The organism is Amycolatopsis halotolerans, from assembly GCF_042647905.1.
Classification (GTDB): domain Bacteria; phylum Actinomycetota; class Actinomycetes; order Mycobacteriales; family Pseudonocardiaceae; genus Amycolatopsis; species Amycolatopsis halotolerans.
In genome coordinates, this window is record NZ_JBHRWI010000022.1 from 92,608 (window position 1) to 115,534 (window position 22,927).

General features: G+C 71.9%; 18 protein-coding genes. 12 read left to right on the top strand and 6 right to left on the bottom strand.

Annotated elements, in window-relative coordinates:
* Positions 1-3 precede the first annotated feature (3 nt).
* From ACFORO_RS19025 to ACFORO_RS19050, 6 genes are read left to right on the top strand one after another with little or no spacing between them, the layout of a single operon-like run.
* Positions 4-1,179 (top strand): CaiB/BaiF CoA transferase family protein, encoded by a 1,176-nt coding sequence (locus ACFORO_RS19025; RefSeq protein WP_377870875.1) that lies wholly within the window; start codon positions 4-6, stop codon positions 1,177-1,179.
* Between the two features lie 46 nt (positions 1,180-1,225).
* A complete protein-coding gene (locus ACFORO_RS19030) occupies positions 1,226-2,500 on the top strand; it encodes an MFS transporter (protein ID WP_377870874.1) in 1,275 nt (424 codons plus the stop codon).
* Complete coding sequence (locus ACFORO_RS19035) at positions 2,497-3,264, top strand: enoyl-CoA hydratase family protein (RefSeq protein WP_377870873.1); 768 nt, start codon at positions 2,497-2,499, stop codon at positions 3,262-3,264. Before ACFORO_RS19030 ends, ACFORO_RS19035 begins: the two co-directional genes overlap by 4 nt.
* Positions 3,264-4,052 carry an enoyl-CoA hydratase/isomerase family protein gene (locus ACFORO_RS19040; RefSeq protein ID WP_377870872.1) on the top strand — a complete coding sequence of 263 codons (789 nt, stop codon included), beginning with the start codon at positions 3,264-3,266 and terminating at the stop codon, positions 4,050-4,052. The genes ACFORO_RS19035 and ACFORO_RS19040 overlap by 1 nt, the downstream gene beginning before the upstream one ends.
* A gap of 5 nt (positions 4,053-4,057) precedes the next feature.
* On the top strand, positions 4,058-5,125 hold the full coding sequence (locus ACFORO_RS19045) for an acyl-CoA dehydrogenase family protein (protein WP_377870871.1): 1,068 nt from the start codon (positions 4,058-4,060) through the stop codon (positions 5,123-5,125).
* A complete protein-coding gene (locus ACFORO_RS19050; RefSeq protein WP_377870870.1) occupies positions 5,125-6,030 on the top strand; it encodes an acyl-CoA dehydrogenase family protein in 906 nt (301 codons plus the stop codon). The genes ACFORO_RS19045 and ACFORO_RS19050 overlap by 1 nt, the downstream gene beginning before the upstream one ends.
* 17 nt (positions 6,031-6,047) lie before the next feature.
* Here the strand turns inward: ACFORO_RS19050 and ACFORO_RS19055 are convergent, their stop codons facing one another.
* From ACFORO_RS19055 to ACFORO_RS19065, 3 genes are all read right to left on the bottom strand, one after another.
* On the bottom strand, positions 6,048-6,482 hold the full coding sequence (locus tag ACFORO_RS19055; protein ID WP_377870869.1) for a lipocalin-like domain-containing protein: 435 nt from the start codon (positions 6,480-6,482) through the stop codon (positions 6,048-6,050).
* 12 nt (positions 6,483-6,494) lie between these two features.
* On the bottom strand, positions 6,495-13,433 hold the full coding sequence (locus tag ACFORO_RS19060) for an SDR family NAD(P)-dependent oxidoreductase (protein ID WP_377896599.1): 6,939 nt from the start codon (positions 13,431-13,433) through the stop codon (positions 6,495-6,497).
* Positions 13,434-13,530: 97 nt separating this feature from the next.
* The gene (locus ACFORO_RS19065; protein WP_377870866.1) at positions 13,531-13,731 is read right to left on the bottom strand and encodes a DUF5988 family protein; all 201 of its coding nucleotides are present in this window, start codon (positions 13,729-13,731) and stop codon (positions 13,531-13,533) included.
* Positions 13,732-14,064: 333 nt separating this feature from the next.
* Here ACFORO_RS19065 and ACFORO_RS19070 point away from each other — a divergent pair, with 333 nt between their 5' ends.
* Complete coding sequence (locus ACFORO_RS19070; protein ID WP_377870865.1) at positions 14,065-15,402, top strand: hypothetical protein; 1,338 nt, start codon at positions 14,065-14,067, stop codon at positions 15,400-15,402.
* Here ACFORO_RS19070 and ACFORO_RS19075 read toward each other — a convergent pair.
* Positions 15,342-16,442 carry a hypothetical protein gene (locus ACFORO_RS19075; protein ID WP_377870864.1) on the bottom strand — a complete coding sequence of 367 codons (1,101 nt, stop codon included), beginning with the start codon at positions 16,440-16,442 and terminating at the stop codon, positions 15,342-15,344. The two genes, ACFORO_RS19070 and ACFORO_RS19075, sit on opposite strands and share 61 nt — an antisense overlap.
* Positions 16,443-16,922: 480 nt before the next feature.
* On the opposite strand from ACFORO_RS19075, the gene ACFORO_RS19080 reads away from it, so the two are divergent.
* Positions 16,923-17,099, top strand: coding sequence for a hypothetical protein (locus tag ACFORO_RS19080; RefSeq protein WP_354735460.1), 177 nt, complete (start codon positions 16,923-16,925; stop codon positions 17,097-17,099).
* Between the two features lie 178 nt (positions 17,100-17,277).
* Here the strand turns inward: ACFORO_RS19080 and ACFORO_RS19085 are convergent, their stop codons facing one another.
* On the bottom strand, positions 17,278-18,039 hold the full coding sequence (locus ACFORO_RS19085; protein WP_377870863.1) for a helix-turn-helix domain-containing protein: 762 nt from the start codon (positions 18,037-18,039) through the stop codon (positions 17,278-17,280).
* Between the two features lie 74 nt (positions 18,040-18,113).
* On the opposite strand from ACFORO_RS19085, the gene ACFORO_RS19090 reads away from it, so the two are divergent.
* Complete coding sequence (locus ACFORO_RS19090) at positions 18,114-19,055, top strand: amidohydrolase family protein (RefSeq protein ID WP_377870862.1); 942 nt, start codon at positions 18,114-18,116, stop codon at positions 19,053-19,055.
* Between the two features lie 49 nt (positions 19,056-19,104).
* Here ACFORO_RS19090 and ACFORO_RS19095 read toward each other — a convergent pair whose 3' ends face one another.
* The gene (locus tag ACFORO_RS19095) at positions 19,105-20,031 is read right to left on the bottom strand and encodes a TauD/TfdA dioxygenase family protein (protein ID WP_377870861.1); all 927 of its coding nucleotides are present in this window, start codon (positions 20,029-20,031) and stop codon (positions 19,105-19,107) included.
* A gap of 234 nt (positions 20,032-20,265) precedes the next feature.
* Here ACFORO_RS19095 and ACFORO_RS19100 point away from each other — a divergent pair, with 234 nt between their 5' ends.
* Genes ACFORO_RS19100 through ACFORO_RS19110 form a run of 3 tightly spaced genes read left to right on the top strand, consistent with a single transcriptional unit; the run spans position 20,266 to position 22,918 of the window.
* Positions 20,266-21,270, top strand: a complete 1,005-nt coding sequence (locus ACFORO_RS19100; RefSeq protein WP_377870860.1) for an ABC transporter substrate-binding protein — start codon at positions 20,266-20,268, stop codon at positions 21,268-21,270.
* A complete protein-coding gene (locus ACFORO_RS19105) occupies positions 21,270-22,088 on the top strand; it encodes an ABC transporter ATP-binding protein (RefSeq protein ID WP_377870859.1) in 819 nt (272 codons plus the stop codon). Before ACFORO_RS19100 ends, ACFORO_RS19105 begins: the two co-directional genes overlap by 1 nt.
* On the top strand, positions 22,085-22,918 hold the full coding sequence (locus ACFORO_RS19110; RefSeq protein WP_377870858.1) for an ABC transporter permease: 834 nt from the start codon (positions 22,085-22,087) through the stop codon (positions 22,916-22,918). The genes ACFORO_RS19105 and ACFORO_RS19110 overlap by 4 nt, the downstream gene beginning before the upstream one ends.
* Positions 22,919-22,927 lie beyond the last annotated feature (9 nt).

Below are 22,927 nucleotides of genomic sequence, written 5' to 3' on the forward strand. Positions count from 1 at the left end.
GGGATGGACGGGACGCCCACCGGCCCGCTGACCGGATTGCGGGTCGTCGAGCTGGCGACGGTGATCATGGGCCCGTACGCGGGCGCGCAGCTGGCCGACCTCGGCGCGGACGTCGTGAAGGTCGAGGCTCCCGGCGGGGATCCGACCCGGCACTTCGAGCCGCGCCGCCACCCGGGGATGGCGGGGGCGGCGCTGAACTTCAACCGCAACAAGCGCAGCGTGTGCCTCGATCTGAAGACCGGAGCCGGGCGGGACGCGCTACTCGCGCTGCTGGACACTGCCGACGCGTTCATCACCAACGTCCGGCCGGGCGCGCTGCGCAGGCTCGGGCTGGCCTACGACGACGTGGCGGCCGGTCGCCCCGGGCTCGTTTACGTGAACGCGCAGGGTTTCCGGAGCGATTCCGCGCTCGGCGACAACGCCGCCTACGACGACATCCTCCAGGCCGCCTCCGGGCTGGTCTGGCTCAACGAGCAGGTCACCGGCGAGGCCTATTACGTGCCGACCGTGCTGGCGGACAAGGTGTGCGGCCTGTTCATCGTCCAGTCCGTGCTGGCCGCGCTGCGCCATCGCGACCGCACCGGCGAGGGCCAGCACGTCGAGGTGCCGATGGCCGACACCATGATCGCGTTCAACCTCGTCGAGCACCTCGCCGGAGCCTCGCTGGAACCGGCGGAGGAGCCCGGCTACGGCTACCCGCGTGTGCTGAGCAAGCAGCGGCGGGCGTGCCGCACGGCCGACGGGTGGATGTGCATCCTGCCCTACAACGACCGCAACTGGCGCGACTTCTTCGCCCACGCGGGCCGTCCCGAGCTGTCTGCCGATCCGCGCTTCGCGACCATGCCGGCCCGCGTCGCGCACGCAGACGACCTGTACGGCCAGGTCCGAGAACTCACTCCGCAGTTCACTTCCGCGCAGTGGCAGGAGTTCTGCGACCGGGTCAGCATTCCCGCGCATCCGGTGTACAGCCTCCAGGAGGCGGCCGAGAGCGAGTACGCCCGGCAAGGCGGTCTCGTCCGGACGGTGCGGCACCCGACCGAGGGCGCCTGCCGTCTCGTGGCCCCGCCGGTGCGCTACTCCCGGACCCCGCCCGGGATCTACCGGCAGTTTCCGCCCGTCGGCGCGGACACCGAGCAGGTGCTGGCCGAAGCGGGCTTCGACCCGGCCCGGCTCGGCTGAACCGGGCCCGTCCCACGACAACGTCGTCGTCCCTTACGGAGAATCCATGGCGTCATCCGAACCCCTCGCCCCGCGTCCCGGGAGGGCGTGGGCCGTCACCGCGCTCGTGCTGCTGTTCCTGCTGATCAACTACGCGGACAAGACCGTCGTCGGGCTCGCCGCCGTGCCGATCATGAAAGACCTCGGCCTCGGCGAGGAGCACTACGCCCTCGTGCAGTCCAGTTTCTATTTCCTGTTCAGCGTTTCCGGCATCGTCGTCGGGTTCGCCGCCGCGAAACGCCGCACGACCCGGGTGATGGCCGTGCTCGCTCTGATCTGGGGACTGACCGCGTTGCCCATGGCGGCGGGCCTCGGCTTCGGCGCCTTGATCGCTTCGCGGATCGCGCTCGGCGCGGCGGAAGGGCCTGCGGTGCCCGCGGCGACGCACACCGTCTACGGCTGGTTCCCCACGCGCGACCGGGCCCTGCCCAACGCATTGGTCCACATCGGACCGACTCTCGGCGTCGTGGCGAGCGCGCCGTTGCTGAGCTGGATCATCGCGGACTTCGGCTACCGGACCGCGTTCGGCGTCCTGTTCGCTCTTTCGGTGGTGTGGGCTGCGGCGTGGCTGCTGTTCGCGAATGACGGTCCTTACGCCAAGTCGGCCGTGCCGTCCGGCGCGCGCCGCGAACCGGTGCCGTACTGGGTGTTTTTCCGGTCGGGAACCGTGATTGGCGCGGTTCTGGCGGGGTTCGTCGCGTTCTGGGCGACTACCACCGCGTTGGGTTTCCTGCCCCGCTACCTGTCTTCCGGGCTCGGGATCGGGCCTCAGCAGGCGGGCACGCTCTCCGCGCTGCCGTCCTTGCTCGCGACCGTCGTGATCCTGGCGATGGGCGCGGTTTCCACGAGGTTCCGCCGCCGGGGAGCGGGCAGCCGCCGCGCGTACTGCCTGCCCGGGATGGCGCTGCTCGCCGTCTCCGGAATCGCGATGATTCTCTTTCCGCACACGGAAAAGGTCACGGCCATCGTGCTGATCGCGGTCGCGTTCGGCCTGCCGAGCGCGTTTTATCCGATGGTGTGGCTGCTGATCGGAGAGCTGGTTCCGCCGGAACGCCGGCTCGCCGTGACCGCCGCGACGACCGCCGTCGCCACTTCGGCCGGGGTGTTCGCGCCGCTCGTGATGGGCGGTTTCCTTACCGCGCGAAACGGTTATGCGGCGGGATTCGGGGTGTGCGGCGCGCTGTTGCTGGCGGGCGCGGTCGTGGGCACGGTGCTGATCAATCCGGAACGAGACCAGCGGCGGCTGCCCGCGCTGTCCCGGGAAAGCGTCAGTGCCGCATGAGGCGTACCGACGAGGACGGAATCGCCACCCTTGTCCTCGACTCGCCGCACAACCGCAACGCCCTGTCGGTCAAGCTGGTCGGCGAACTCACTGTGCAGCTGAGCCGAGCCGCCGAGGATCCGGCCGTCCGCGCGGTGCTGCTCACGCACACCGGCGAGACGTTCTGCTCGGGTATCGACCTGGCCGAAGCCCGCGCGGGCACCGGGCTCGCCGCCGAGCAGCTGATCGGTCTGCTGCGCACGGTCGTCGAAATGCCGAAGCCCGTGGTCGCCCGCGTGACCGGGCATGCCAGGGCCGGAGGGCTCGGGCTGCTCGGCGCGTGCGACATCGTCGCGGCGAGCCCGGCCGCGAGCTTCGCGTTCACCGAGGTGCGCATCGGGCTCGCCCCGGCCGTTTTGTCGACCACCGTGCTCCCGCGCGTCGATTCGCGGGCCGCCTCTCGCTATTACCTGACCGGAGAACGCTTCGACGCCGCCGAGGCCGCTCGCATCGGCCTGATCACGCTCGCTGCGGACGACGTCGACGAGGCGCTCGAACCGGTGCTCGCCGGGCTGCGTTCCGCCGCGCCCGGGGCACTCGCCGCCGCCAAGCACCTGACCACGACCGCCGCGCGACAGTTCTTCGGCACCCACGCGAGCGAGCTGGCCGACCTCGCCGCGCGGCTCGGCGACGGTGCCGAGGCCAGGGAAGGGATCGCGTCCTTCCTCGAACGCCGAAGCCCTGCTTGGGCGGCAACCCGTTTCACCATCAGGAAGGAGTCGTGATGACGTCCACACCCGGTCTCGAAGTCCGCGTCGAAGACCATGTCGGCTGGATCGTCCTGGACCGGCCGCGGCAGAAGAACGCCTTCACCGGCGAAATGCTGCGCGCCTGGGCCGAGGCGTACCGCGCTTTCCAAGCAGACGAACAGGTTCGCGCCGTAGTCGTCACCGGAACCGGCGACGCCTTCTGCGCGGGTGCCGATCTGGGCGATCTCGGCCAGGCGCGCACCCCGCTGGGCAGCAGGCGGCTGATGACCGAGCACGTGCACCCGGTGGCCATGGCCGCGGAAGACCTGGCCAAACCGCTGATCGCCGCCGTCAACGGGGCCGCGGTCGGCGCGGGCATGGACATGGCCCTGATGTGCGATTACCGGATCGCCTCCGAGCGCGCCCGGTTTTCGGAAGGGTACGTGCGGGTCGGCCTCGTCCCCGGCGACGGCGGCTGCCATTACCTGCCGCGGATCGTCGGCCGGTCGCGTGCGCTGCGGCTGCTGTGGACCGGCGAGTTCGTCGACGCGGACCAGGCGCTGGCCTGGGGGCTCGCGGACGAGACCTGCCCGCACGACCGGCTTCTGGTGCGGGCCGGGGAATTCGCCGCGACACTGGCGTCCCGGCCGCCGGTCGCCGTCGAGCTGATCAAACGTGCGGTGCGCGCGGGAGAACACGCGGACCTGCGGACCTCGCTGGACTTGATCGCCTCGCACCAAGCGGTCGTCCAGTCGACCGCCGACTCCGCCGAAGCGCTCGCGGCGTTCGCCGGCAAGCGTCCGGCACATTACCTCGGAGAGTGAGCCAGATGACCGAAGAGCTTCGTCGCCGCGTGCGGGATTTCCTCGCCGCCCACCCGTTCACTCCGCGTTGCGATTCCTGGGCGGGCTCCTACGACCTGGATTTCAGCCGCGAACTCGGCAAAGCCGGGCTGCTGGCCGTTTCCTGGCCCGAGCGCCTCGGCGGCGGTGGCGGGACGGCGGTCGACCGGCTCGTCGTCACCGAGGAACTGCTGCGCGCCGGTGCTCCGCTGGCGGCGCACTGGGTGGGAGAACGGCAGATCGGGCCGACCCTGCTCCGGCACGGCGGCCCCGAGCTGCAAGAGGAGTTCTGCCCGCCGCTGGCGCGCGCGGAATGCACCTTCGCGCTGGGGATGAGCGAGCCCGACGCCGGTTCGGACCTGGCGTCGCTGCGCACGTCCGCCGTCCGGGACGGCGACGGCTGGCGCATCACCGGGCGCAAGATCTGGACCAGCGGCGCGCACCGGGCGAGCCACTTGTACGTCCTCGCCCGCACCTCCCGGGAAGTCGACCGCCACGACGGATTGACGGAGTTCGTCGTCGCGCTGGATTCCCCGGGGATCACCGTCACGCCGATCCTGGACTTGCGCGGCGAACACCACTTCAACGAGGTCGTCCTGGACGAGGTGGCCGTTCCGGAACGGTGGGCGATCGGCCGCGTCAGCGAGGGCTGGCGGCAGGTCGTCGGGCAGCTCGCGTTCGAGCGGGGCGGTCCGGAACGGTTCCTCTCGACCTATCCGCTGCTGTCCGCCGTGCTCGCCGCGGGACTAGCCGACGACGCCGCCCGGCGTGGACTGCGCGCACTGGCCGCGCGGTTGCAGATCCTGCGCGCCTGGGTGCTGGAAACCGCGCAGGTGCTCGACGCGGGCGGCTCCCCGGTCGTGCCCGCCGCGACGAGCAAATACCTCGGCCACCAGTTCGAGCTGAGCGTCATCGAATGGGCTCGGCCACTGATGCCGCGTGCCGCTCCGGCCGTACGCGCGCTTTACGACCAGGCGCTCGCCGCCTCGCCCGCCTCAGGCATCCGGGGCGGCGCCGCCCCCGTCATGCTGTCGATGATCGCTAGGGACAACTGATGACCACGCACACCCTGGAAGCCGACCTGGACGCCTCGGTCAGCGAGGTGATCGCGGGCTGGGAACGGCCCGGCGACCTGCGCGAGCAGTGGCGGATCGCCGCCAGGCTCGGCTGGACCGCCATCCTGGACGACCTCCGCGCCGACGCACCGGAACGAGACCTCATCGATGCGGCCTGCGGCGCGGTCACGGCCCTTGGCCGCGGCGGGATCGCGCTCCCGCTCCGCCAGACGCTGGTCGCCCGCGCCGGGAGTCCGCTGTCCACAGTGGACGCCATCGCCGTGCACCCGGCCGCGCAAGGAATCTGGGCGCCGATCGCGGACGTTCGCGTCGCCGCCGACGGCAGCGCGTTCGCCGAAGCCGGACGAGATCTCGCGGACCGGCCGTATTCCCTGGTGCCACCGACGGAAATCCCGTTGCGGCTCACCGCGTTGTCCGAAGTCCTCCGGCTCCAGGAGATGCTCGGCGCGGCCAAGGGCGCGGTCGCCGAAGCCCGGCGGTACGTGACCGAACGCGTCCAGTTCGGCAAGCCGCTGACCGCCATCCCCGCGGTGCGGACCACGCTGGGACAGCTGAAAGTCGATGTCCGGCAACTGGAAACGGTCACGCACGAGGTGCGGTCCCGCCTTTTCGGCGACGACGGCGCACTCGCCTTCGCACTGGCCACCGCCCGCGAGGTCGCCGCGACTGCGGTCCCGCGCATCGCTCAAACCGCGCACCAGCTGCACGGCGCGATGGGCGTCACGTACGAGGCCGCCCTGCATTGGCGAACCAGGTTGCTGTGGGCGGATTGCGACGAAGGCGCGCGATGGGGCGACGACGGCACCGACGCGGTGCCGGTCGAGGAATCGGCCCTGTGGTCGCTGACCGCTCCGGGAAGCCCCGGCGGCGGGACGCGCCCGTAGCGGAAGGCACGTTCTCGTCACCCGGCGTGCGCGACCCGGTGCCACGTCAGCAGGAACTGCACTGGCCGCTCCGGATCGCCGCTGAGCCGCAGCAGATCGGCCGAAGCGTCGCCCGGGATCAGCGCGGCCCAGCGCAGTTGCCTGCTTCCCGCGCCGAACGGCCAGGTCGCGACCAGGGCGTGGTGGGTGACGACTCCTCGCTCCACGGTGTAGGTCCCGGTGTAGCCGAGGGATTTGCCGACCTGAGGCATCCGGCGGGACGAAACGTGGATCGTGGCGGAGAAGTGCCCGGAGGAGGTATAGAGCAGCGTTCCCCGGCAGCGCGGCCGCACGCTCCGCCGCTGACGCGAGAGGCACAGTTCGTCCAGCAGCCAGGTGCCGATCAGGTCTTCCGCAAGCAGGTCCGGCTTCGCGGGATGACTGTGCGGAGCAACGGAATCAGGGGTTCCCATGGGGTCTTCTCCTTATGCGGCGGGGCGCTGGCGGCCGAGCCAGTGGCGGATGGCGCGCGCGGTTTCCGGTGCGTGTTCCTCGATCATGGAAAGGTGGGTGCCGCTGACGGCGTGCGCGTCCCGCTGGCCCGGCCAGAGATCGTGCAGCCGGCTGTCGTGCGGATGGACGAACAAGACGGGCGCCTTCGACGGTGCGAGGGACCAGTCGTTGAGCAGCCGTTCGTAGCGGTGGAAGGCGGTCAGGGCGGCCGGGCTCAGCGCGGCGGCGGCCCGGGCCAGCCGGCCGAGGGTCTCCCGCACGACCGAGTCCGGCGCCGCGGCCGGGCTGACGGAGTCGAGCAGGACGAGCCCCCGCACTGTTGTTCCTTGCTGCCGCAGGACTTCCGCGAGGCAGTGGGCGAGCAGGCCGCCCGACGAATGCCCGAGCAGGAACAGCGGCTCGGCCGGGTCTCCCGGCAGCGCCCGCGCCCACGTCTCGCACAGGTCGGCGAGGCTGCGGGGCACCGGTTCGTTTTCGAGGAATCCCGGCAGCCGCGCGGTCCACAGTTCGCCGGAGCCTTCGAGATCCGCGGCGAGCCGGTCGTAGGGCGACGCGACGTCCGAGGTGATGATGGGAGGCACGCACACCATCCGGAGCGGAGCCGGAGCCGAGGTGAGCCGTTGCCAAGCGGGCGCGGGAAGCCCGCCGGCCGGCCGCTGCCGCGCCGCCGCGTCGAGCAGACGGCGCGCCCGCGCCTCGTCGCCGTCGCGCCAGGCGGTCAGGACGGTGGCGACGAATGACTCCGGCTGGGCGGCGGTGCTCCGCGGTTCAGCGGCGCCGCCGAGAACGGTGTCGAGGTGCCGGGCCAGCGACACGGGCGTGGGGTGGTCGAGCAGGGCGGTGGCCGCGACCCGGGCGCCGACGGCGTTGGCGAGCCTGGTGCGGAGTTCGACCGAGGCGAGGGAATCGAAACCGGCTTGCGGGAAGGGCTGGTCCGGCCGCACGTCGCCGGGGCCGGAGTGGCCGAGGATGGCGGCGGCGTGGGTGCGCACCAGTTCGCTGAGCGCTTCCAGCCGTTCTCCGGCGGGTTTGCCGAGAAGAGCCGCGAGGTCCGTGTCGTCGTCGTTTTCGCTGTCGACGGCGGCGCCGCGCCGGGTTGGCCGGGGCAGGTCGGAGAGCAGCTCCGATGCTTCTCGGCCGAGTTCTCGCAGCGCGGTGACGACCACCGCGGGCCGGTCGAGTTCGACCGCGGCGTCGAAACCGCTCAGGGCCTGCTCGGCGGCCATCGGGGCGAACCCTTGCCGGGCCACGCGAGCCCAGTCCGTGGTTCCGAGCCGGGCGGTCAGCGAGGTTTCCTCGCGCCAGTAGCCCCAGGCGATGGAGACGGCCGGCAACCCGAGCTGTCGGCGGTGGTGGGCCAGTGCGTCGAGGAAGGCGTTGGCCGCGGCGTAGGCGGACTGTCCCGGCGCGCCCGTCACGCCCACCAGGCTGGAGTAGAGCACGAACGCCCGCAGGTCCAGGTCCCGGGTCAGCTCGTGCAGGTTGACAGCCGCGTCCGTCTTGGCGCGCAACACGGTGTCCAGCCGTTCGGGCGTCATCTCGGCGAACAGGCCGTCGTCCAGCGCTCCCGCGGCGTGCACGACCGCGGTCAGCGGGTGCGCGGAGGGAACGCTGGCGAGCACGGCGGCGAGGCTCGCCCGGTCGGCCGTGTCGCAGGCGGCGAACGAGACCGAGGCGCCGAGCGAGGCCAGCCTGCGGCGGAGGTCCTCGGCTCCGGGCGCTTCGGCGCCGCGGCGGCTGACCAGCAGCAGGTGTCGTACGCGGTGCGCGGCGGCGAGGTGACCGGCCAGCAACCCGCCGAGGGCGCCGGTGCCGCCGGTGACGAGAACAGTCCCGTCCGAGGCGAGTTCTCGCGGCAGGGCCAGGATCGCTTTGCCCGCGGTACGGCCCTGGCTGAGCCGGCGCAGTGCCTGGCGCGCGTAGCGGACGCCCCACCGCTGGGCGGGCGGCGGCCGGAGGATCCCTTCTTCGAACATCGGGAGAAGCGCGGCGAAGGCCCGCCGGAACGTCTGCGGCGGATGGTCCAGCAGCCGGAACGCGTGGTAGGCGACGCCGGGGTGCCGGGCGGCGACCTCGTCGGAATCGCGGACGTCCCGCGCGCCCATTTCGACGTACCGGCCTCCTTGGCGCACCAGCCGCAGCGACGCGTCCACGAATTCTCCGGCGAGACTGCCCAGCACGACGTCGAATCCGGTGCCGCCGCTCGCTTCGCGCAGCCGCGGTTCGAACTCGAGGGAGCGAGAGTCGGCGATGCGGCCGGGCGGGACACCCTCCGCCGCGACGAGATCGTGCTTCGCCGGGCTGGCCGTGGCGTAAACCTCCGCGCCGCAGGCACGAAGGAGCTGGACAGCGGCGGCGCCTACTCCGCCGGCCGCCGCGTGCACGAGCACCTTGTCGCCGCGGCGTACCCCGGCGAGGTCGTGCAGCGCGTGATAGGCGGTGACGAACGCGACCGTGACGCTTGCGGCCTGGGCGAAAGTCCACCCGCGCGGGATCGGGAAAACGTAACGGTGGTCCACTTCGACAGTGGAGGCGTAGCCGCCGTTCTGCCCGGTGAAAGCCATGACCTGGTCGCCCGCGCGCGTTCCGGCGACGCCGGGGCCGGTCTCGGCGACCGTGCCCGCGACCTCCCAGCCGAGGTGGTCCGCGCGGAGGATGCCGAGGCACACGAGCGTGTCGCGGAAATTCACGCCGGCCGCCGCGACCCGCACCCGGACTTTCCCTTCGCCCGCGGGGGCGCACAGCTCCGCCGCGCCGACCGCCGCGATGTCCTCGAAAGTGTGCGAGGAGGCGGCTGCCAGCCGCCACGGCGAGCCGCCGGGCGGGAGCGCCAGCGCGTCGTGGTCCGCGCGGCGGAACCGCGGTACCAGGAACTGCTTGCCGCGCACCGCGATCCGCGGCCGGTCCGCGGCCACGGCGGCCGCGAGCACCGCCGGGTCCGGGGGTGCGTCGCCGAGATCGATCAGCCGCACCGAGCCGGGGTGCTCGTTCTGGACCGAGCCGAGCAGGCCGGCGCAGGCCGCCGCCGGGAGGTCGTCGACCGGCTCTCCGAACGACGTGCTGTGGGCCCGGCGGGTCAGCAGGACCAGCACGGAGCGCGCCAGCGCCGGTTCGGCCAGAAACGCCTGGGCGTCGGCCATCGTGCGGTTCAGCCGTTCCCGGACCCGCGCCGCGTCCGGGGCCTCGCGAACCGGGCCTCGGCAGTCCAGCCAGACCACCTCGGGCGGCGGTCCGCCGGCGGCGAGCGCGGCGATCAGCTCGGCCATGCTGCCGTGGACCGCTGACGCGGGCAGATCGTCGCGAGAGCCGACGGCTTCCCAGCGATTCGGCGCGGGAGCGGCGGCGGGCGGTTCGACGGTGCGCCAGGAGACGTCGAAGGCGAGGGCGTCGCCCGCGGTGTGCGCGGCGCGGAGCGCGCGGGCGGAGACCGGGCGCAGCCGCAGGCCCTCGATGTCGAGGACAGCCCTGCCGGAAGCGTCGGCGGAGTGCACGTCCGTGCGGCCGGAGTTCTCGACGAGAACCGAGCGCAACGTCGTGGCGCCCGGCCGGTGCACGGTGATCGAGTCGATCGCGGAGGGCAGCAGGATCTGCCGGTCGTTCCCGTCGAGGGCCAAGCCGTGCAGGGCGGCGTCCAGCAGGGGCGGGCAGATGATGAAGCCGCTGCCTGCCGGTTGCCGGCCGGACAATGCGGCCTCGGTGTGCGAGACGCGCTCGCTGGTGCGCCAGGCCGCCGTCATGGCGCGGAAGGACGGTCCGTACTGGTAACCCTTCCGGGCCAGCGTCCGGTAGTGCTCCGCCAGGTCGACGGGAGCGGCGTCGCCGGGCGGCCAGGGGACAGCGTCGTCGTGCTGGGAGTCTTCGTGCTCGACGGCGACGGCGACGGCGTTGCGGATCCACGGCACCCCGGGGTGGCGGGCGCGGGAGTGCAGGCTGAGCGGGTGCCGCCCGTGCCGGTCCGGTGCTCCGGCATGCACCTGGATGTCCGTGGGATCGTCGGTCAGCGGGAGCGGCGCGTCCAGCGCGATGTCTTCCAACCGGCTGAGCCCGCGTTCGGAAGCGGCGTGGAGGAGCAGTTCCACCATGGCGGCGGCGGGCAGCAGGGCTCCGCCGAACACCGCGTGGTCGGCCAGCCACGGTTCAGCGGCCGAGGACAGCTGCCCGGTGTGCACCGCGGAACCGTCCGGAAGGTCGGTCGGGGCCGTCAGCCACGGGTGCCCGCCGGCCGGCGCCAGGCCGGGCGCGCGGGACTTCCCCGGAATCCAGTAGCTGGTCCGCTGGAACCGGTAGGTCGGCAGATCCACCTCCTCGGCGTCCGGGTACCGCCGGGACCAGTCCACCCGGACGCCGGCGGTCCACGCCGCCGCCACCGCGTCCGCGAACTCCTCGCCGCCGCCCGCGCCGCGGCGCAGCGTCGGCACCGTGCTCGCGTCGGCCCCGAGATCGGCGGCGATCTCCCGGATCGGGCTCACCAGCATCGGGTGCGGGGACACCTCGACGAACCGCCGGTGCCCGCTCTCCAGCGCGCGCCGGACGGCCTGGTCGAACCGGACGGTGCGGCGCAGGCCCCGGTACCAGTAGCGGGGATTCATCAGCGGGCCGGTCCCGGTTTCCCCGGGCACCGAAGAAAACACCGGGACGTCGGGGACGCGCGGCCGAAGGCCGGCGAGCCGCGCGGGCAGTTCTTCGCTGAGCGGTTCCATGTGGAAACAGTGCGACGCGTAGTCGACGGCCACCCGCCGTGCCCGGACGCCTTCCTCGTCGCAGTGCCGGAGCAAGTCGTCGACGGCGTCGGCGTCCCCGCCCACGGTCGTGGCGGCCGGGCCGTTGACCGCCGCGACTTCCAGCGCCCCGCGCCAGCGGCCGAGCAACGCTTCGGCCCGCTGCGCGGGCAGGGCGAGCGAAGCCATGGCACCGGTCGCGGCGATCGCCCGGAGCGCTCTGCTGCGCACGGCCGTCACCCGGGCCGCGTCCGCGAGAGAGAGCGCGCCGGAGACCTGTGCGGCGGCGATCTCGCCCTGGCTGTGCCCGATCACCGCGGAAGGACGAACCCCTTGCGCCGCCCACATTTCCGCCAGGGACACATACATCGCGAACAGTGCGGGCTGGACCACCTCGGAGTTTTCCAGCGCCGAGCCGCCCGCTCCGCGCAGCACGTCCACGACGTCGAAGTCGATCCAGGGGGCCAGTGCCTTCGCGCAGCGGCGCAGCGCCTCGGCGAACACCGGGGACTCGTCCCACAACTGGGCGCCCATGCCCGCCCAGTGCGCTCCCTGCCCGGGGAACACGAACACCGGCGAAGCGTTGTCGTGCGCCCGGGCCCGCGCGCCGCGCTCGGGCACGTTTCCGGTGGCGGCCAGCGAATTCAGCCCGGCGAGCAGTTCCGGCGTGTCCTCGCCGCGCACGACGGCCCGCTCGGGCAACGCGCTTCGGGTGGTCGCCAGGGAATGCCCGATGTCGGCGGGAACAGCGGAGGGAGCGGCGCGCACCCACCGGGCGAGGGAGGCGGCCTGCTCGCGCAAAGCACGGTCCGAGGCCGCGGACAACGGCCACAGCGTCGGCGCCCGTCCCGGGCCGCCGGCGGAGTGCGCGCGGCGGCGCGGGGCGGTCTCCGGCGGTTCCTCGACTATTAGGTGGGCGTTCGTCCCGCCGATGCCGTAGGACAGGACGCCCGCGCGGCGCACCCGGTCGCCGCGCGGCCAATCCCGTGCTTCCCGGAGCAGCACCATGCTTCCCGCCGACCAGTCCACATCGGACGTCGGGTTGCCCGCGTGGAGGGTGGCGGGCATGCGTTCGTTGGCCATCGCGAGGACGACCTTGGCCAGACCGGCGAGTCCCGCCGCCTGCTGCGTGTGCCCGACGTTGGATTTGCCCGACCCGATCCACACCGGCAGCCGAGGGGCGCGGGAAGCGGCGTAGGCGAGCTGGATCGAGCGGGCTTCGATCGGGTCGCCCACCTTGGTGCCGGTGCCGTGCGCTTCCACCAGGTCGACCTGACCGGGGCTCAGCGCGGCGTCGTCGAGCGCCTCGGCGATCAGGGCCCGCTGGGCGGGACCGGAGGGCACGGTCAGCCCCGCCTCGGCGCCGTCGTGGTTGACCGCGCTGCCGCGGACGACCGCCAGCACCGGGCGTCGCGTCTCCATCGCTCGCCGGAGCGGCATCAGCACGACCGAGACGACGCCTTCGGCCGGCGCGAACCCGTCCGCCTCCGCGGCGAACGCCTTGCACCGGCCGTCCCCGGTCAGCGCGCCCGCGCGGCCGTATCTGACCAGCAGGTCGGGCGTCGCGAGCACGCACACGCCGGAAGCGATCGCGAGATCGCATTCGCCCGATCTCAACGCCCGCACCGCCGTGTGGGCGGCCACGAGGCTCGACGAGCACGCGGTGTCCACCGAAAGGGCCGGCCCGCGGAGGTCCAGCAGGTACGAGATGCGGCCGGAGGCGACGCTGATCGAGCTTCCGGTCGCCAGGTCCGCGTTCGCTCCGCCGCCCGGCTCACCGACCGCGTGGTAGTTGGAATCGCTGATGCCCACGTAGACGCCGGTGCGCGAGCGCCGGAGGGAACGCGGCGGGATGCGCGCGGACTCCACCGCCCGCCACACGCTCTCCGCGAGCATCCGCTGCTGCGGATCCATCAGCGTCGCCTCGCGGGGCGCGAGCCCGAAGAAGCCGGCGTCGAACCCGCTCACGTCGTCGAAGAACCCGCCTCGCCGGATCGGGGTCGCGCCGGTGGCGGAAGCCTCCGGATCGTTCAGCCACGCGAGGTCCCAGCCGCGGTTCGCGGGCAGCGGAGCGGAGAAATGGCGCTCCTCGGCCAAAACTGCCCAGTAGTCGCCGGGGGAGTCGGCTCCGCCGGGGAACCGGCAGTCCATGCCGACGATCGCGACCGGGTGCTGCTGCGGGCGGCTGGCCACTGCGATGAACTCCTCGGGTAGACGGAAACGGTCGGAAAGATCAGGACCGCGTTGTGTCCCGATTTCGGGCGGTTGTGCGGGAAAACCGGTTTCCGCGCTATTCGGCGATCGCGGTGCGGTAGCTCCAGCGGAACACGCGGACCAGTTCGCCCCGGACGACGTCGCGCCCGTCGGTGCGTTCGAAATGCTCGTGCCCGCTGCGGTGGTCGACTGACAGCCGCGGCGGGAGGTGCCCGTCGGGCAGCGTGCGGACCGGGTCGAGGGAAGCCGGCCCGCCGGCCAGCAGGATCGTGGTCATCGAAACTCCTCAATGCCGGGCGGGACTGCCCTTCCCAGTAAGCCCGCGACGGCATCGCCGGCCAAGACGCCGACGGTGCCCGGGTTGTTGCACGCACGGACGCTGTTGAACGGCCCCGGCGGGCGTCGCCCGAAATCTCGCCGCGACGGCGAACGCCCGGCGAGACACACCCGGATGGCGCAGTTGAACCGGAGTTCCAGCGGGTAAATCTCCGGCAGAACACTTCGCCGAACCCTGTTTCGCCGGTCGCACGAGCGCGAAGCGGCGGATGTATCCGGCGAGACCGTCCGGGGCTCCGGACGCTGTGGCACTGTCGTCGACGAAGGGACCTGGGTGGCGCCGAACCATGTGCTCCGGAATCTGCTCGCCGAATCCGGATGGACCGGTCAGACGCTGGCGAACCACACCAACGAACTGGGCGCCGAGATGGGGCTGCGGCTGCGGTACGACCGCACCGGGGTCGCGCATTGGCTTTCCGGAACGCGGCCCCGCCCTCCGGTGCCGGAGCTGGTGGCCGAAGCGTTCACCCGCCGCCTGGGCCGCCGCGTCACGGCGGCGGACACCGGGCTGGAACGCGCCGCGTCCGTCGCGCCTCCGCCGGGATGGCACACCGGCGTCGCCGCTGAGCTGGTGAACCTGTGCGAGGACGGCGCGGCCAGCCGTCGCACCGTCGCCGGCTGCGTCTACAGCCTGGCGGCTCTGTCCGTCCCCGGCTGGGCCGATCTGGCCGGTGTCGCGGCGACGGCGCGCCCGGCGGACGGCGCGGGCAAGCTCGAACGCGCCGAACTCGACGCCGCGAAGGCGATGCTCGAACTGTTCTCCGCCGCCGATCTGATGTTCGGCGGCGGGCACGCCCGCCCGGCTCTGGTGCGCTACTTGCAGACCACGGTCGCACCCTGGCTGCGCTCGGACGCGGCGCCGGCCGTGCGCACCGAGTTGTTCGTCACCGCGGCCCAGCTGTGTTACCTGTGCGGTTTCTTGTGCTTCGACGACGAGTCGCACGGCGCCGCCCAGCGGTACTACCTCGTCGCCGCCCGCCTGTCCCGCGCTGCCGGGGACGCCGTGCAGTACGCCATCACGTTGCGGGCGTTGAGCGTGCAGGCCCGGATGCTGGGCCACCGGACACCGGCGGTGAACCTGGCGACCGCGGCGGCGCGCGCGTTGCCCGGGCACGCTCCCGCGCGCGCCCGGGCCTTCCTGACCGGGCAAGTCGCCGTCGCCGAGGCCGCGACGGCCGACCATCGCCGTGCGGTGGCTCATCTGCGGGCCGCTGAAACCTACCTGGGCCAGGCGAGCGACGTCGCGGTCCCGGTGGGCTCCTATCACTCCGCCGCCCTGTCGCACCACCACGCGGCCGTCCGGGCCTGCCTGGGGGAGCGGCGTGCCGCGGTCTCCGCGTTGACCCGCTCCCTGCGCCACCGGTCCGCGACGGAGCGCCGGGCCCGGGCGATCACCCTGGCCCGGCTGGCCGAACTGCACCTCGACGCCGGCGAGCTGGACCGCGCGTGCCAGTCATGGAACGAATTCCTCGACGATTACCCCCACTTGTGCTCCCGGCGCGCCGACACCGCGCTGGCCACGCTGCGGGCCCGCCTGCGGCCGCACGCCGGCTATTCCGCCGCCCGCGCGGTGGCGTACAAAGCGGCCGAGCTCTGCCGGGCGGCGGCGTGACGCGCGGGGCCTGTCGCGGTGCCGGTTCGGGGCCGGATCTCCCCGGCGCCGCGGAGCGGTTCGGTGACGACGCGGCGGCGCACGACCGCGAGCGGCCCGAGACCGGACAAAGCCGTCGCCACCTCGTCGGCGATTTCCGCCCCGGCGGGACCCGCCACGGCCATGCCCACGGTGGCCGCGCCGGACAGCCACCCGGCGCGCAAGTCCGCGAGCCTGCCGACCCGGTGCGCCGGGCAGATTCCCCCGGCCCATCCGAGCAGTTCCTCGCCCGCCCGCGCGCCTTCCGGACCGCAGACCAGCAGCACGTCGCTGGCGGCGGCCACCGAGCGCACCGCCTCGCGCCGATCCGAAGCCGCGTACCCGAACTCGCGAGGATGCGGTCCGCGCAATCGCGGGAACCGGCGCCGCAACGCCTTCACTGTCTCGGCCGCGTCCTCGACGGGTGTCTCCGGCGCCACTACATAGGAGACCCGGTCGGGATCGATCCCGCTCAGGGGCCCAGGGCGGTCCGGCGCGGCTGCCCGCACCTCGGCCCGCCGGGCACACGCGACGACCGCCGCGGCGGTCTCCGGCGACCCGACCACGAGCACGGTGTCGCCGAGCAGCGCGAATCCGCGCGCCGAGGCCGCCACCGACGCCACCGCCCGCTCCGTTGCCTCTCCTGTTTCGGACACCGCGATCAGAAGCCGCCTGGTGCGGACCGCTGACGACCACTGCCCGATCAGATCCCGCGCCGCCGCCCGCCCGTGCTCGTCGGCGATCCGGGCCGCCACCGCCGATCCCGCCGGTCTGCCGTCATGGTCCAGATACGACATCGCGCAGACGACCGCGTCGCCGGCCGCCTCCTCCGCTTCCTCCGCGCGCACATCGGCCACCCGTGCCCGGAACCCGAGCCCGCGGGCGAGCTCGGCGAGAAGCGGTGCCGTCGGGCATCGCACCGCGCCCCGGCGCGGATGGCCGAACCGGTCGGCCACGACGATTTCGCCCGCGGCGACGCCGCTGGTGCGGAAGGAAACGAGTTCCAGGGATCTGCCAACCATAACCACTCCAGAAATCCGGAAAAGGGCCCGCTTCCGCGGAGACGCCTCGGTGATCGTCGAGCGTGCCGACTATGGCAAGGGACCGCCGGCCGCCACAACGAATCAATCGAAGCGCCACTCTTTCGAGGCGGCTGCCGCGCGCACGGATGCGCGACTGAATTGCGGGCGACGCGGGAATGCAAATCCGCCTAGGCCCGGGGCGGGAACCGTTGCCGGGAGAAATTCGGCGAAATCGAGACTGTGAGCGTTTTCGGGTGCGTCTGCCATCCGGTTGCGGTGTCCCTCGCGCGGTTCTGCTCCCGCAATGGCGGTACGGCTCTTTCGCTTGCGCGGTCGCCGCGCCTTACTGTGAGCTTCCTTGCGTCCGGGTGCGGCCATCCGGGTGAAGCGGGCGTTATTTTGCGTGAAAGCGAAGGCTGAGTGGTTTGCCGAAGCACATTCTGGAAAACTTGTACCGGGGGCCGGAAATCTGGAGAGGAAATGAACGAGAAGAAAATTCGCAATGATTCGGAAGGGCATGAGGAAGCGGCGGTGAAAGCCATGGAAAGCAACAAGACCGCCGAGGCCCAGGTGCACGCGACCCTGGCGGTGTCCAAGGCGATCAACAGGATCGCCGACTCGGCGCCGGCCGACGGCGAGGACCGGCCTGGCGCCTGACGGGCATCGCCGCCGTCTTCGCCCGCCGGTGCGGGAGGCGGCCGCCGACGGGCCCGCGGCGGACCTGACCGGGCACCCGCCGGAAGCGGTGTTCGCGAGCGAGACCCGGGCGGCGAAGCCGACTGCGCGTCCGCGGCGGCTGTCCCGGCCCGTGAGCCCTGGCTCCGGCGGAGGCTTTCTACCCGGCCGGGACGAACGCGATCAGCCGCTGATGGGGATCGTCGACCACCTGCAGCACCACCTGGTCCACCGTCTCCTCGACTCCGCCCGGCAGCCGGAGCCGCACACGGAGGTGCGTGTGCGGGCGGACGACGTCGTTGCGTTCCCATAGGGTCTTGAAGTCGGGGTTGGTGCGGAGCAGGTCGTCGATCCAGTCTCCGGTGGGCGGGCCTGCCGGGGTGCTGGCGCGGACGACGCCGATCACGGTGCGCTGCATGGCTTCCAGGTCGGTGAACCGGCTTTGCAGGACGGGGTCGGTGAACACCATCTGGACGAAGCGGCGTTGCTCCGGCGGGACGGTTCCGAAGTCGGTGAGCAGTCGGGCGGCGGCGGGGTTCCAGGCGAGGATCGCGGTGGCCGGTCCGACGAGGAGGGCGGGCACGTCGCCCATCCGCTCGACCAGGCGGCGCAGCGGATCGCTCGGCTCCGGATTCTCCGGCAGGGCGACCGGCTCGGCCAGGAGATCCAGCGCGTACCGGGTCTGGTCGTCGTCCAGTTCCAGGGCCGCGGCGACGCGGCGGACCACGTCGGCGCTGGGCAGGACCCGGCCCTGCTCGATCCTGGTGTAGTACTCGTCGCTGACGAACGCACGAGCCGCGACCTCCGCGCGGCGCAGACCCGGCACCTGCCGGCGGCCCGTCTCGGAGGCGGGCGGCGGGGCTTCGTCGCGGCGGGCGTGCAGGAACGCCCCGAGCTGCGCCAGCCGAGGATCGCGCGCCATCAGCAAAGACTCCGGGGGAGGGGGATCGGATCCTCCCCCTCCCGCCACTGGCGCCGGGGAGAGACGGTGGAGTCATGAGCGAACACGAACGCATCGACGTCCACACCCACCTGGTCCCTCCCTTCTGGGGCGAGGCCCTCGCCCAGCACGGCGGCGACCCCTCAGGCTGGACCGTTCCACAATGGACGCCGGACGACCACCTGAAATTCATGGACGCCAACGGCATCGCCACCAGCGTACTGTCGCTCACCGCCCCGAGCGTGGCGGGCTGGGAAGGCACGGCGCGTCGCGAGATGGCGCGGCGGGTCAACGACTACACCGGCGGACTCGTCCGCGAGCGCCCGGACCGGTTCGGGAACTTCGCGACTCTCCCGCTGCCGGACGTCGACGGCGCGGTCGCCGAGGCCGACTACGCCTTCGACCAGCTGCGCGTCGACGGCGTGGTGCTGCTGTCGAACTACGACGGCGTCTACCTCGGCGACGACCGCTACGCGCCGTTGTGGGAAGCGCTGGAGCGGCACCGCGCGGTGGTGTTCATCCACCCCGCGCACCCGCTCCTCCCGGTGCTGCCCGAGGTTCCCGGACCGATGGTGGACTACCCGTTCGACACCACCCGCAACGCCGTGCACATGGTGGTCCACGGGATCACCGAACGCTACCCGAACGTGCGCATCATCCTCTCCCACGCGGGCGGCTTCGTCCCCTACGCGGCCCTGCGGTTCTGCCAGATCCAGACCGCGCTCAACCCCGCCGGACCCACCGAAGACGAACTCCTCGCCCGGTTCCGCAGCTTCTACTGGGACACCGCACTGTCCTCGGGCGAATACGCATTCGGCGCCCTCACCCGGTTCGCCGACCCCGCAAAGATCCTCTACGGCAGCGACTTCCCCTACGCCCCACTGCCAGTCGCCACCCGCTTCACCGAAATCCTCGACACCCAGAGCGGACTGACCGCCGAACAATCCCGCGCGATCGACTCCGCCAACGCCCGCGCCCTCTTCCCGCGACTGGGCTGAAAACGAACGTGTCCGGCCGTGCTGAACCGCAGCACGGCCGGACACGGGTTCAGGCCAGCGGCGAATACGCCGCCGCGTCACCGACCCGCGCGGTGCTGCGGACCCCGTCGACACTCACCGGCACGTCGCCCGAAACAGTGACCCGGTGCAAGCGGCGAGGAAGATCGTCGTAATCCGCGACGCCGTAATGCTGGCTGGCGCGGTTGTCCCAGATCGCGACGTCGCCCGGCGCCCATTGCCAGCGCACAGTGTTCTCCAGCCGGGTCACGCGGGCCTGCAGCAGTTCGAAGATCGCCGCCGATTCGGTGCTGGACAAGCCGACCAGCCGCTTCACGAAGTGCCCCAGCAGCAGGACCCGTTCGCCGGTTTCCGGGTGGACCCGGACGACCGGATGTTCGGTTTCGTAGATCTCGGACCGGAATTCGTCGCGATAGGACTGTTCCTTCACGTCGACCCCGCCGACGCGGTATTCGTCCGCGCGGCCGGCGTAGTCGTGGGCGTTGGTGTGCACCGCCCACAGCCGCTCCGCCAGCGACTGCAGCGACGCGGGCAGCTTGGCGTACGCGTTCGCGGTGTTCGCCCACGTCGTGCTGCCGCCGTAGGCGGGGAGGGTGACCGCGCGCAGCAGGCTGATCGCGGGGATCCGGTCGACGAACGTGACGTCGGAATGCCAGCTGTTGGCTTTTCCGTGCTGCGCGTCGATCGGCAGGATGTTCCCCAGTCCGGTGCTGCGGACGGTCGGATGCGGCTGCGTGAGCCCGCCGAGCAGCCGGGCGAACGCCTGCTGCCCTTCGTCGTCGAGGTGGTGCTGCTCGCGGAAAAAGATGACCTTGTTCGCGAGCAAGGCGTCCCGGATCCGCGCGACGGTGTCGGCGGGCAGGTCGCCGCCGAGCCGGATTCCGTTGATGCGGGCGCCGATGTCGGCACCGATCTTGTGTACGGCGAGGCGCGTGTCCACTGCGTCGGCGAGGGTCATCAGGTACTCCCATTCGGTGTGCTCGGCTGCCTTCAAGACTGGGCGCCCGCGCGCCCGGAAAGCAAGATTGCGCTCAGGGTGAAACAAATTCGTCCCAGAATCCGGGCAGCGGGCCCGAGTCCGGGATGTGGGACGTCGTTGCCTGCCGGAAAGCCTGCTGCCAGCCTGATCCGCACGCCGCTTCCGGCAATTCCGTGCTCCCTTTTCCCCTGTGCGAAAAAAGGACGTGCCACCGTGACCACGAGCCGAAGGAACTTTCTGGGACTTGCCCTCGCGGGGCTCGCGGCGACGGCGGCCGGCTGCGCCGCGGCGAGCGGCGGCACCACGAAAACCCTGCGCTACCAGGGCTGGGCGGGCCAGGTCACGCCGCCCGAACTCGCCGCCGACCTGGGCTATCTCGGCGACGTGACGCTGCAGTGGGTGGGCGATACGATCAGCGGGCCGCAGGACATCCAGTCCGCGGCGACCGGCCAGGTGGACTTCGGCGGCGCGTTCAACGGAGCGGTCGTCAAACTCGCCGCGGCCGGGGCCCCGATCACCTCCGTGCTCGGCTACTACGGCGTGGACAAGCTGGAGTTCAACGGTTTCTACGTGCTGGAAAACAGTCCGATCCGCGGCCCGCACGACCTGGCGGGCAAGAAGATCGGCATGAACACCCTCGGCGCGCACTCCGAGGCGATGCTCGACATCTACCTCCAGCGCCACGGACTGTCCAAAGAGGACATAGCCAAGGCGGAACCGGTCGCGCTGCCCCCGGTGAACACCGAACTATCGCTGCGCCAGGGCAACATCGAGGTGGCCGTGCTGGACGGCATCCTGCGCGACAAGGCGCTCGCGCGCGGCGGCATCCGGCCGTTGTTCACCGACTACGAGCTGCTCGGCGCGTTCACCGCCGGAACCTACGTGCTGCGAAAGGACTTCATCGAACGCAATCCGGACACCGTGCGCACGTTCGTCAGCGGAGTGGCCAAGGCCATCGAATGGAGCAAGACCACGCCGCGCGAGAAGGTCATCGAACGCTTCACGAAGATCGTCAAGGGCCGCAACCGGAACGAGGACACCGACCCGCTGAAGTACTGGAATTCCTGGGGCGTCGCGGACAACGGCGGCGTGATCACCGACAAGGAACTGCAGCTCTGGATCGACTGGCTGGGCGGGCGCGGCGACATCCGGCCGGGTTCGGTCAAGGCGGGCGACCTCTACACCAACAAGTTCAACTCGTACGCGAAGGGCCAGTGATGAGCGGGGTGCACAGCGGAATCAGGTTCGCCGATGTCGGCAAGACCTTTCCGGTCCGGGGTTCCGGCGGCGGACTGACCGCGCTGGCCGGGATCGACCTGGAGATCGGCGCGGGCGAGTTCGCGGTGATCGTCGGGCCGAGCGGCTGCGGCAAATCGACGCTGCTCGATCTGCTCGGCGGGCTCGCCGAACCGGACACCGGGCTGATCCAGCTCGACGGAGCGCCGGTGCGCGGGCCCGGCCGGGACCGGGGGATCGTGTTCCAGCAGTACGCGTTGCTGCCGTGGCGCACCGCGCGGGGCAACGTCGAATTCGGCCTGGAGGCGACCGGGGTGCGCCGGGCCGACCGGGCGCGGCGGGCGAGGGAGTACCTCGATCTCGTCGGCCTGCTGGAGTTCGCCGACCGGCATCCGCACGAGCTGTCCGGCGGCATGAAACAGCGAGTCGCCATCGCGCGCAGCCTCGCCTATGACCCGGACGTGCTGCTGATGGACGAGCCGTTCGCCGCGCTGGACGCCCAGACCCGGGAGTCGCTGCAGGACGAGCTGCTGCGGATCTGGCGGCGTACCGGGAAAACTGTCCTGTTCATCACCCACAGCATCGACGAGGCCGTCTACTTGGGACAGCGCGTCGTGGTGCTGACGTCGCGGCCGGGCCGGGTGAAGAGCGTGGTCGACATCGATCTGCCGGGGCGCGACGACGTGGCGGACGTCCGCTCGACCGGCGAGTTCGCCCGGTACCGGCACGCGATCTGGGAACTGCTGCACGACGAGGTGGCCCGGGCGCGCGAACTGGAGAAGGAGGCCGTCGGAGCATGAGCGTCACCACTGTCCCGGAGACCACGAGAACCGAGCGGACGGAGCCCGCGGCAACCCGCCCTGGAGCCGGACGCGGCCGGCTCCAGGCGGCCTTCGTGAAGAGCATCGCGCTGATCCTCCTGCTCGCGGCGTGGGAGATCGCCCCGCGCGCGGGCCTGGTGGACCCGGTTTTCCTGCCGCCGTTCCACACCGTCCTCGGCGCGCTGGCGGACCTGGCGGGCAACGGGCAGCTCGCCTCCAACGCCGGGGCCAGCCTGACCCGGTCGCTGGCCGGATTCGCCCTCGCCGTCGTGACCGCGGTGCCGCTCGGCGTGCTGATCGGCTGGTACAAACCGGTTTCGGACGTGCTGACCCCGCTGGTGCAGGTGTTCCTCAACACCGCGGCGCTGGCGCTGCTGCCGGTGTTCGTGCTGATCCTCGGCATCGGCGAGACCTCGAAGATCGCCATCGTCTTCTACGCCTGCACCTGGCCGGTCCTGCTCAACACCATCAGCGCGGTGCGCTCCGTCGACCCGACCCTGCTCAAACTGGCGCGCTCGCTGGACCTGTCGGCGCCGCGGTTGTTCGCCCGGGTGGTCCTGCCCGCGTCGGTGCCCACGATCTTCACCGGGATCCGGCTCGCGGGCGCGGCGGCGATCGTCGTCGTGATCGCCGCGGAGATGGTCGGCGCGAAGGCCGGGCTCGGGTACCTGATCAACTTCTCGCAGTACAACTTCGCCATCCCGCAGATGTACGCCGGAATCGTCGCGATCTCCGTTCTCGGCGTCGCGTTCAACCAGTTGCTCGTGACCGTCGAACGGCGGTTCACGTCCTGGCGCACGGATCGCTGAGAAGGGACC

What these genes read in the sequence shown, in the direction of transcription:
- ACFORO_RS19025 (WP_377870875.1), top strand. Translation starts at nt 4, where the DNA reads ATGGACGGGACGCCCACCGGCCCGCTGACCGGATTGCGGGTCGTCGAG.
- ACFORO_RS19030 (WP_377870874.1), top strand. Translation starts at nt 1,226, where the DNA reads ATGGCGTCATCCGAACCCCTCGCCCCGCGTCCCGGGAGGGCGTGGGCC.
- ACFORO_RS19035 (WP_377870873.1), top strand. Translation starts at nt 2,497, where the DNA reads ATGAGGCGTACCGACGAGGACGGAATCGCCACCCTTGTCCTCGACTCG.
- ACFORO_RS19040 (WP_377870872.1), top strand. Translation starts at nt 3,264, where the DNA reads ATGACGTCCACACCCGGTCTCGAAGTCCGCGTCGAAGACCATGTCGGC.
- ACFORO_RS19045 (WP_377870871.1), top strand. Translation starts at nt 4,058, where the DNA reads ATGACCGAAGAGCTTCGTCGCCGCGTGCGGGATTTCCTCGCCGCCCAC.
- ACFORO_RS19050 (WP_377870870.1), top strand. Translation starts at nt 5,125, where the DNA reads ATGACCACGCACACCCTGGAAGCCGACCTGGACGCCTCGGTCAGCGAG.
- ACFORO_RS19055 (WP_377870869.1), bottom strand. Translation starts at nt 6,482, where the DNA reads ATGGGAACCCCTGATTCCGTTGCTCCGCACAGTCATCCCGCGAAGCCG.
- ACFORO_RS19065 (WP_377870866.1), bottom strand. Translation starts at nt 13,731, where the DNA reads ATGACCACGATCCTGCTGGCCGGCGGGCCGGCTTCCCTCGACCCGGTC.
- ACFORO_RS19075 (WP_377870864.1), bottom strand. Translation starts at nt 16,442, where the DNA reads ATGGTTGGCAGATCCCTGGAACTCGTTTCCTTCCGCACCAGCGGCGTC.
- ACFORO_RS19080 (WP_354735460.1), top strand. Translation starts at nt 16,923, where the DNA reads ATGAACGAGAAGAAAATTCGCAATGATTCGGAAGGGCATGAGGAAGCG.
- ACFORO_RS19085 (WP_377870863.1), bottom strand. Translation starts at nt 18,039, where the DNA reads ATGGCGCGCGATCCTCGGCTGGCGCAGCTCGGGGCGTTCCTGCACGCC.
- ACFORO_RS19090 (WP_377870862.1), top strand. Translation starts at nt 18,114, where the DNA reads ATGAGCGAACACGAACGCATCGACGTCCACACCCACCTGGTCCCTCCC.
- ACFORO_RS19095 (WP_377870861.1), bottom strand. Translation starts at nt 20,031, where the DNA reads ATGACCCTCGCCGACGCAGTGGACACGCGCCTCGCCGTACACAAGATC.
- ACFORO_RS19105 (WP_377870859.1), top strand. Translation starts at nt 21,270, where the DNA reads ATGAGCGGGGTGCACAGCGGAATCAGGTTCGCCGATGTCGGCAAGACC.
- ACFORO_RS19110 (WP_377870858.1), top strand. Translation starts at nt 22,085, where the DNA reads ATGAGCGTCACCACTGTCCCGGAGACCACGAGAACCGAGCGGACGGAG.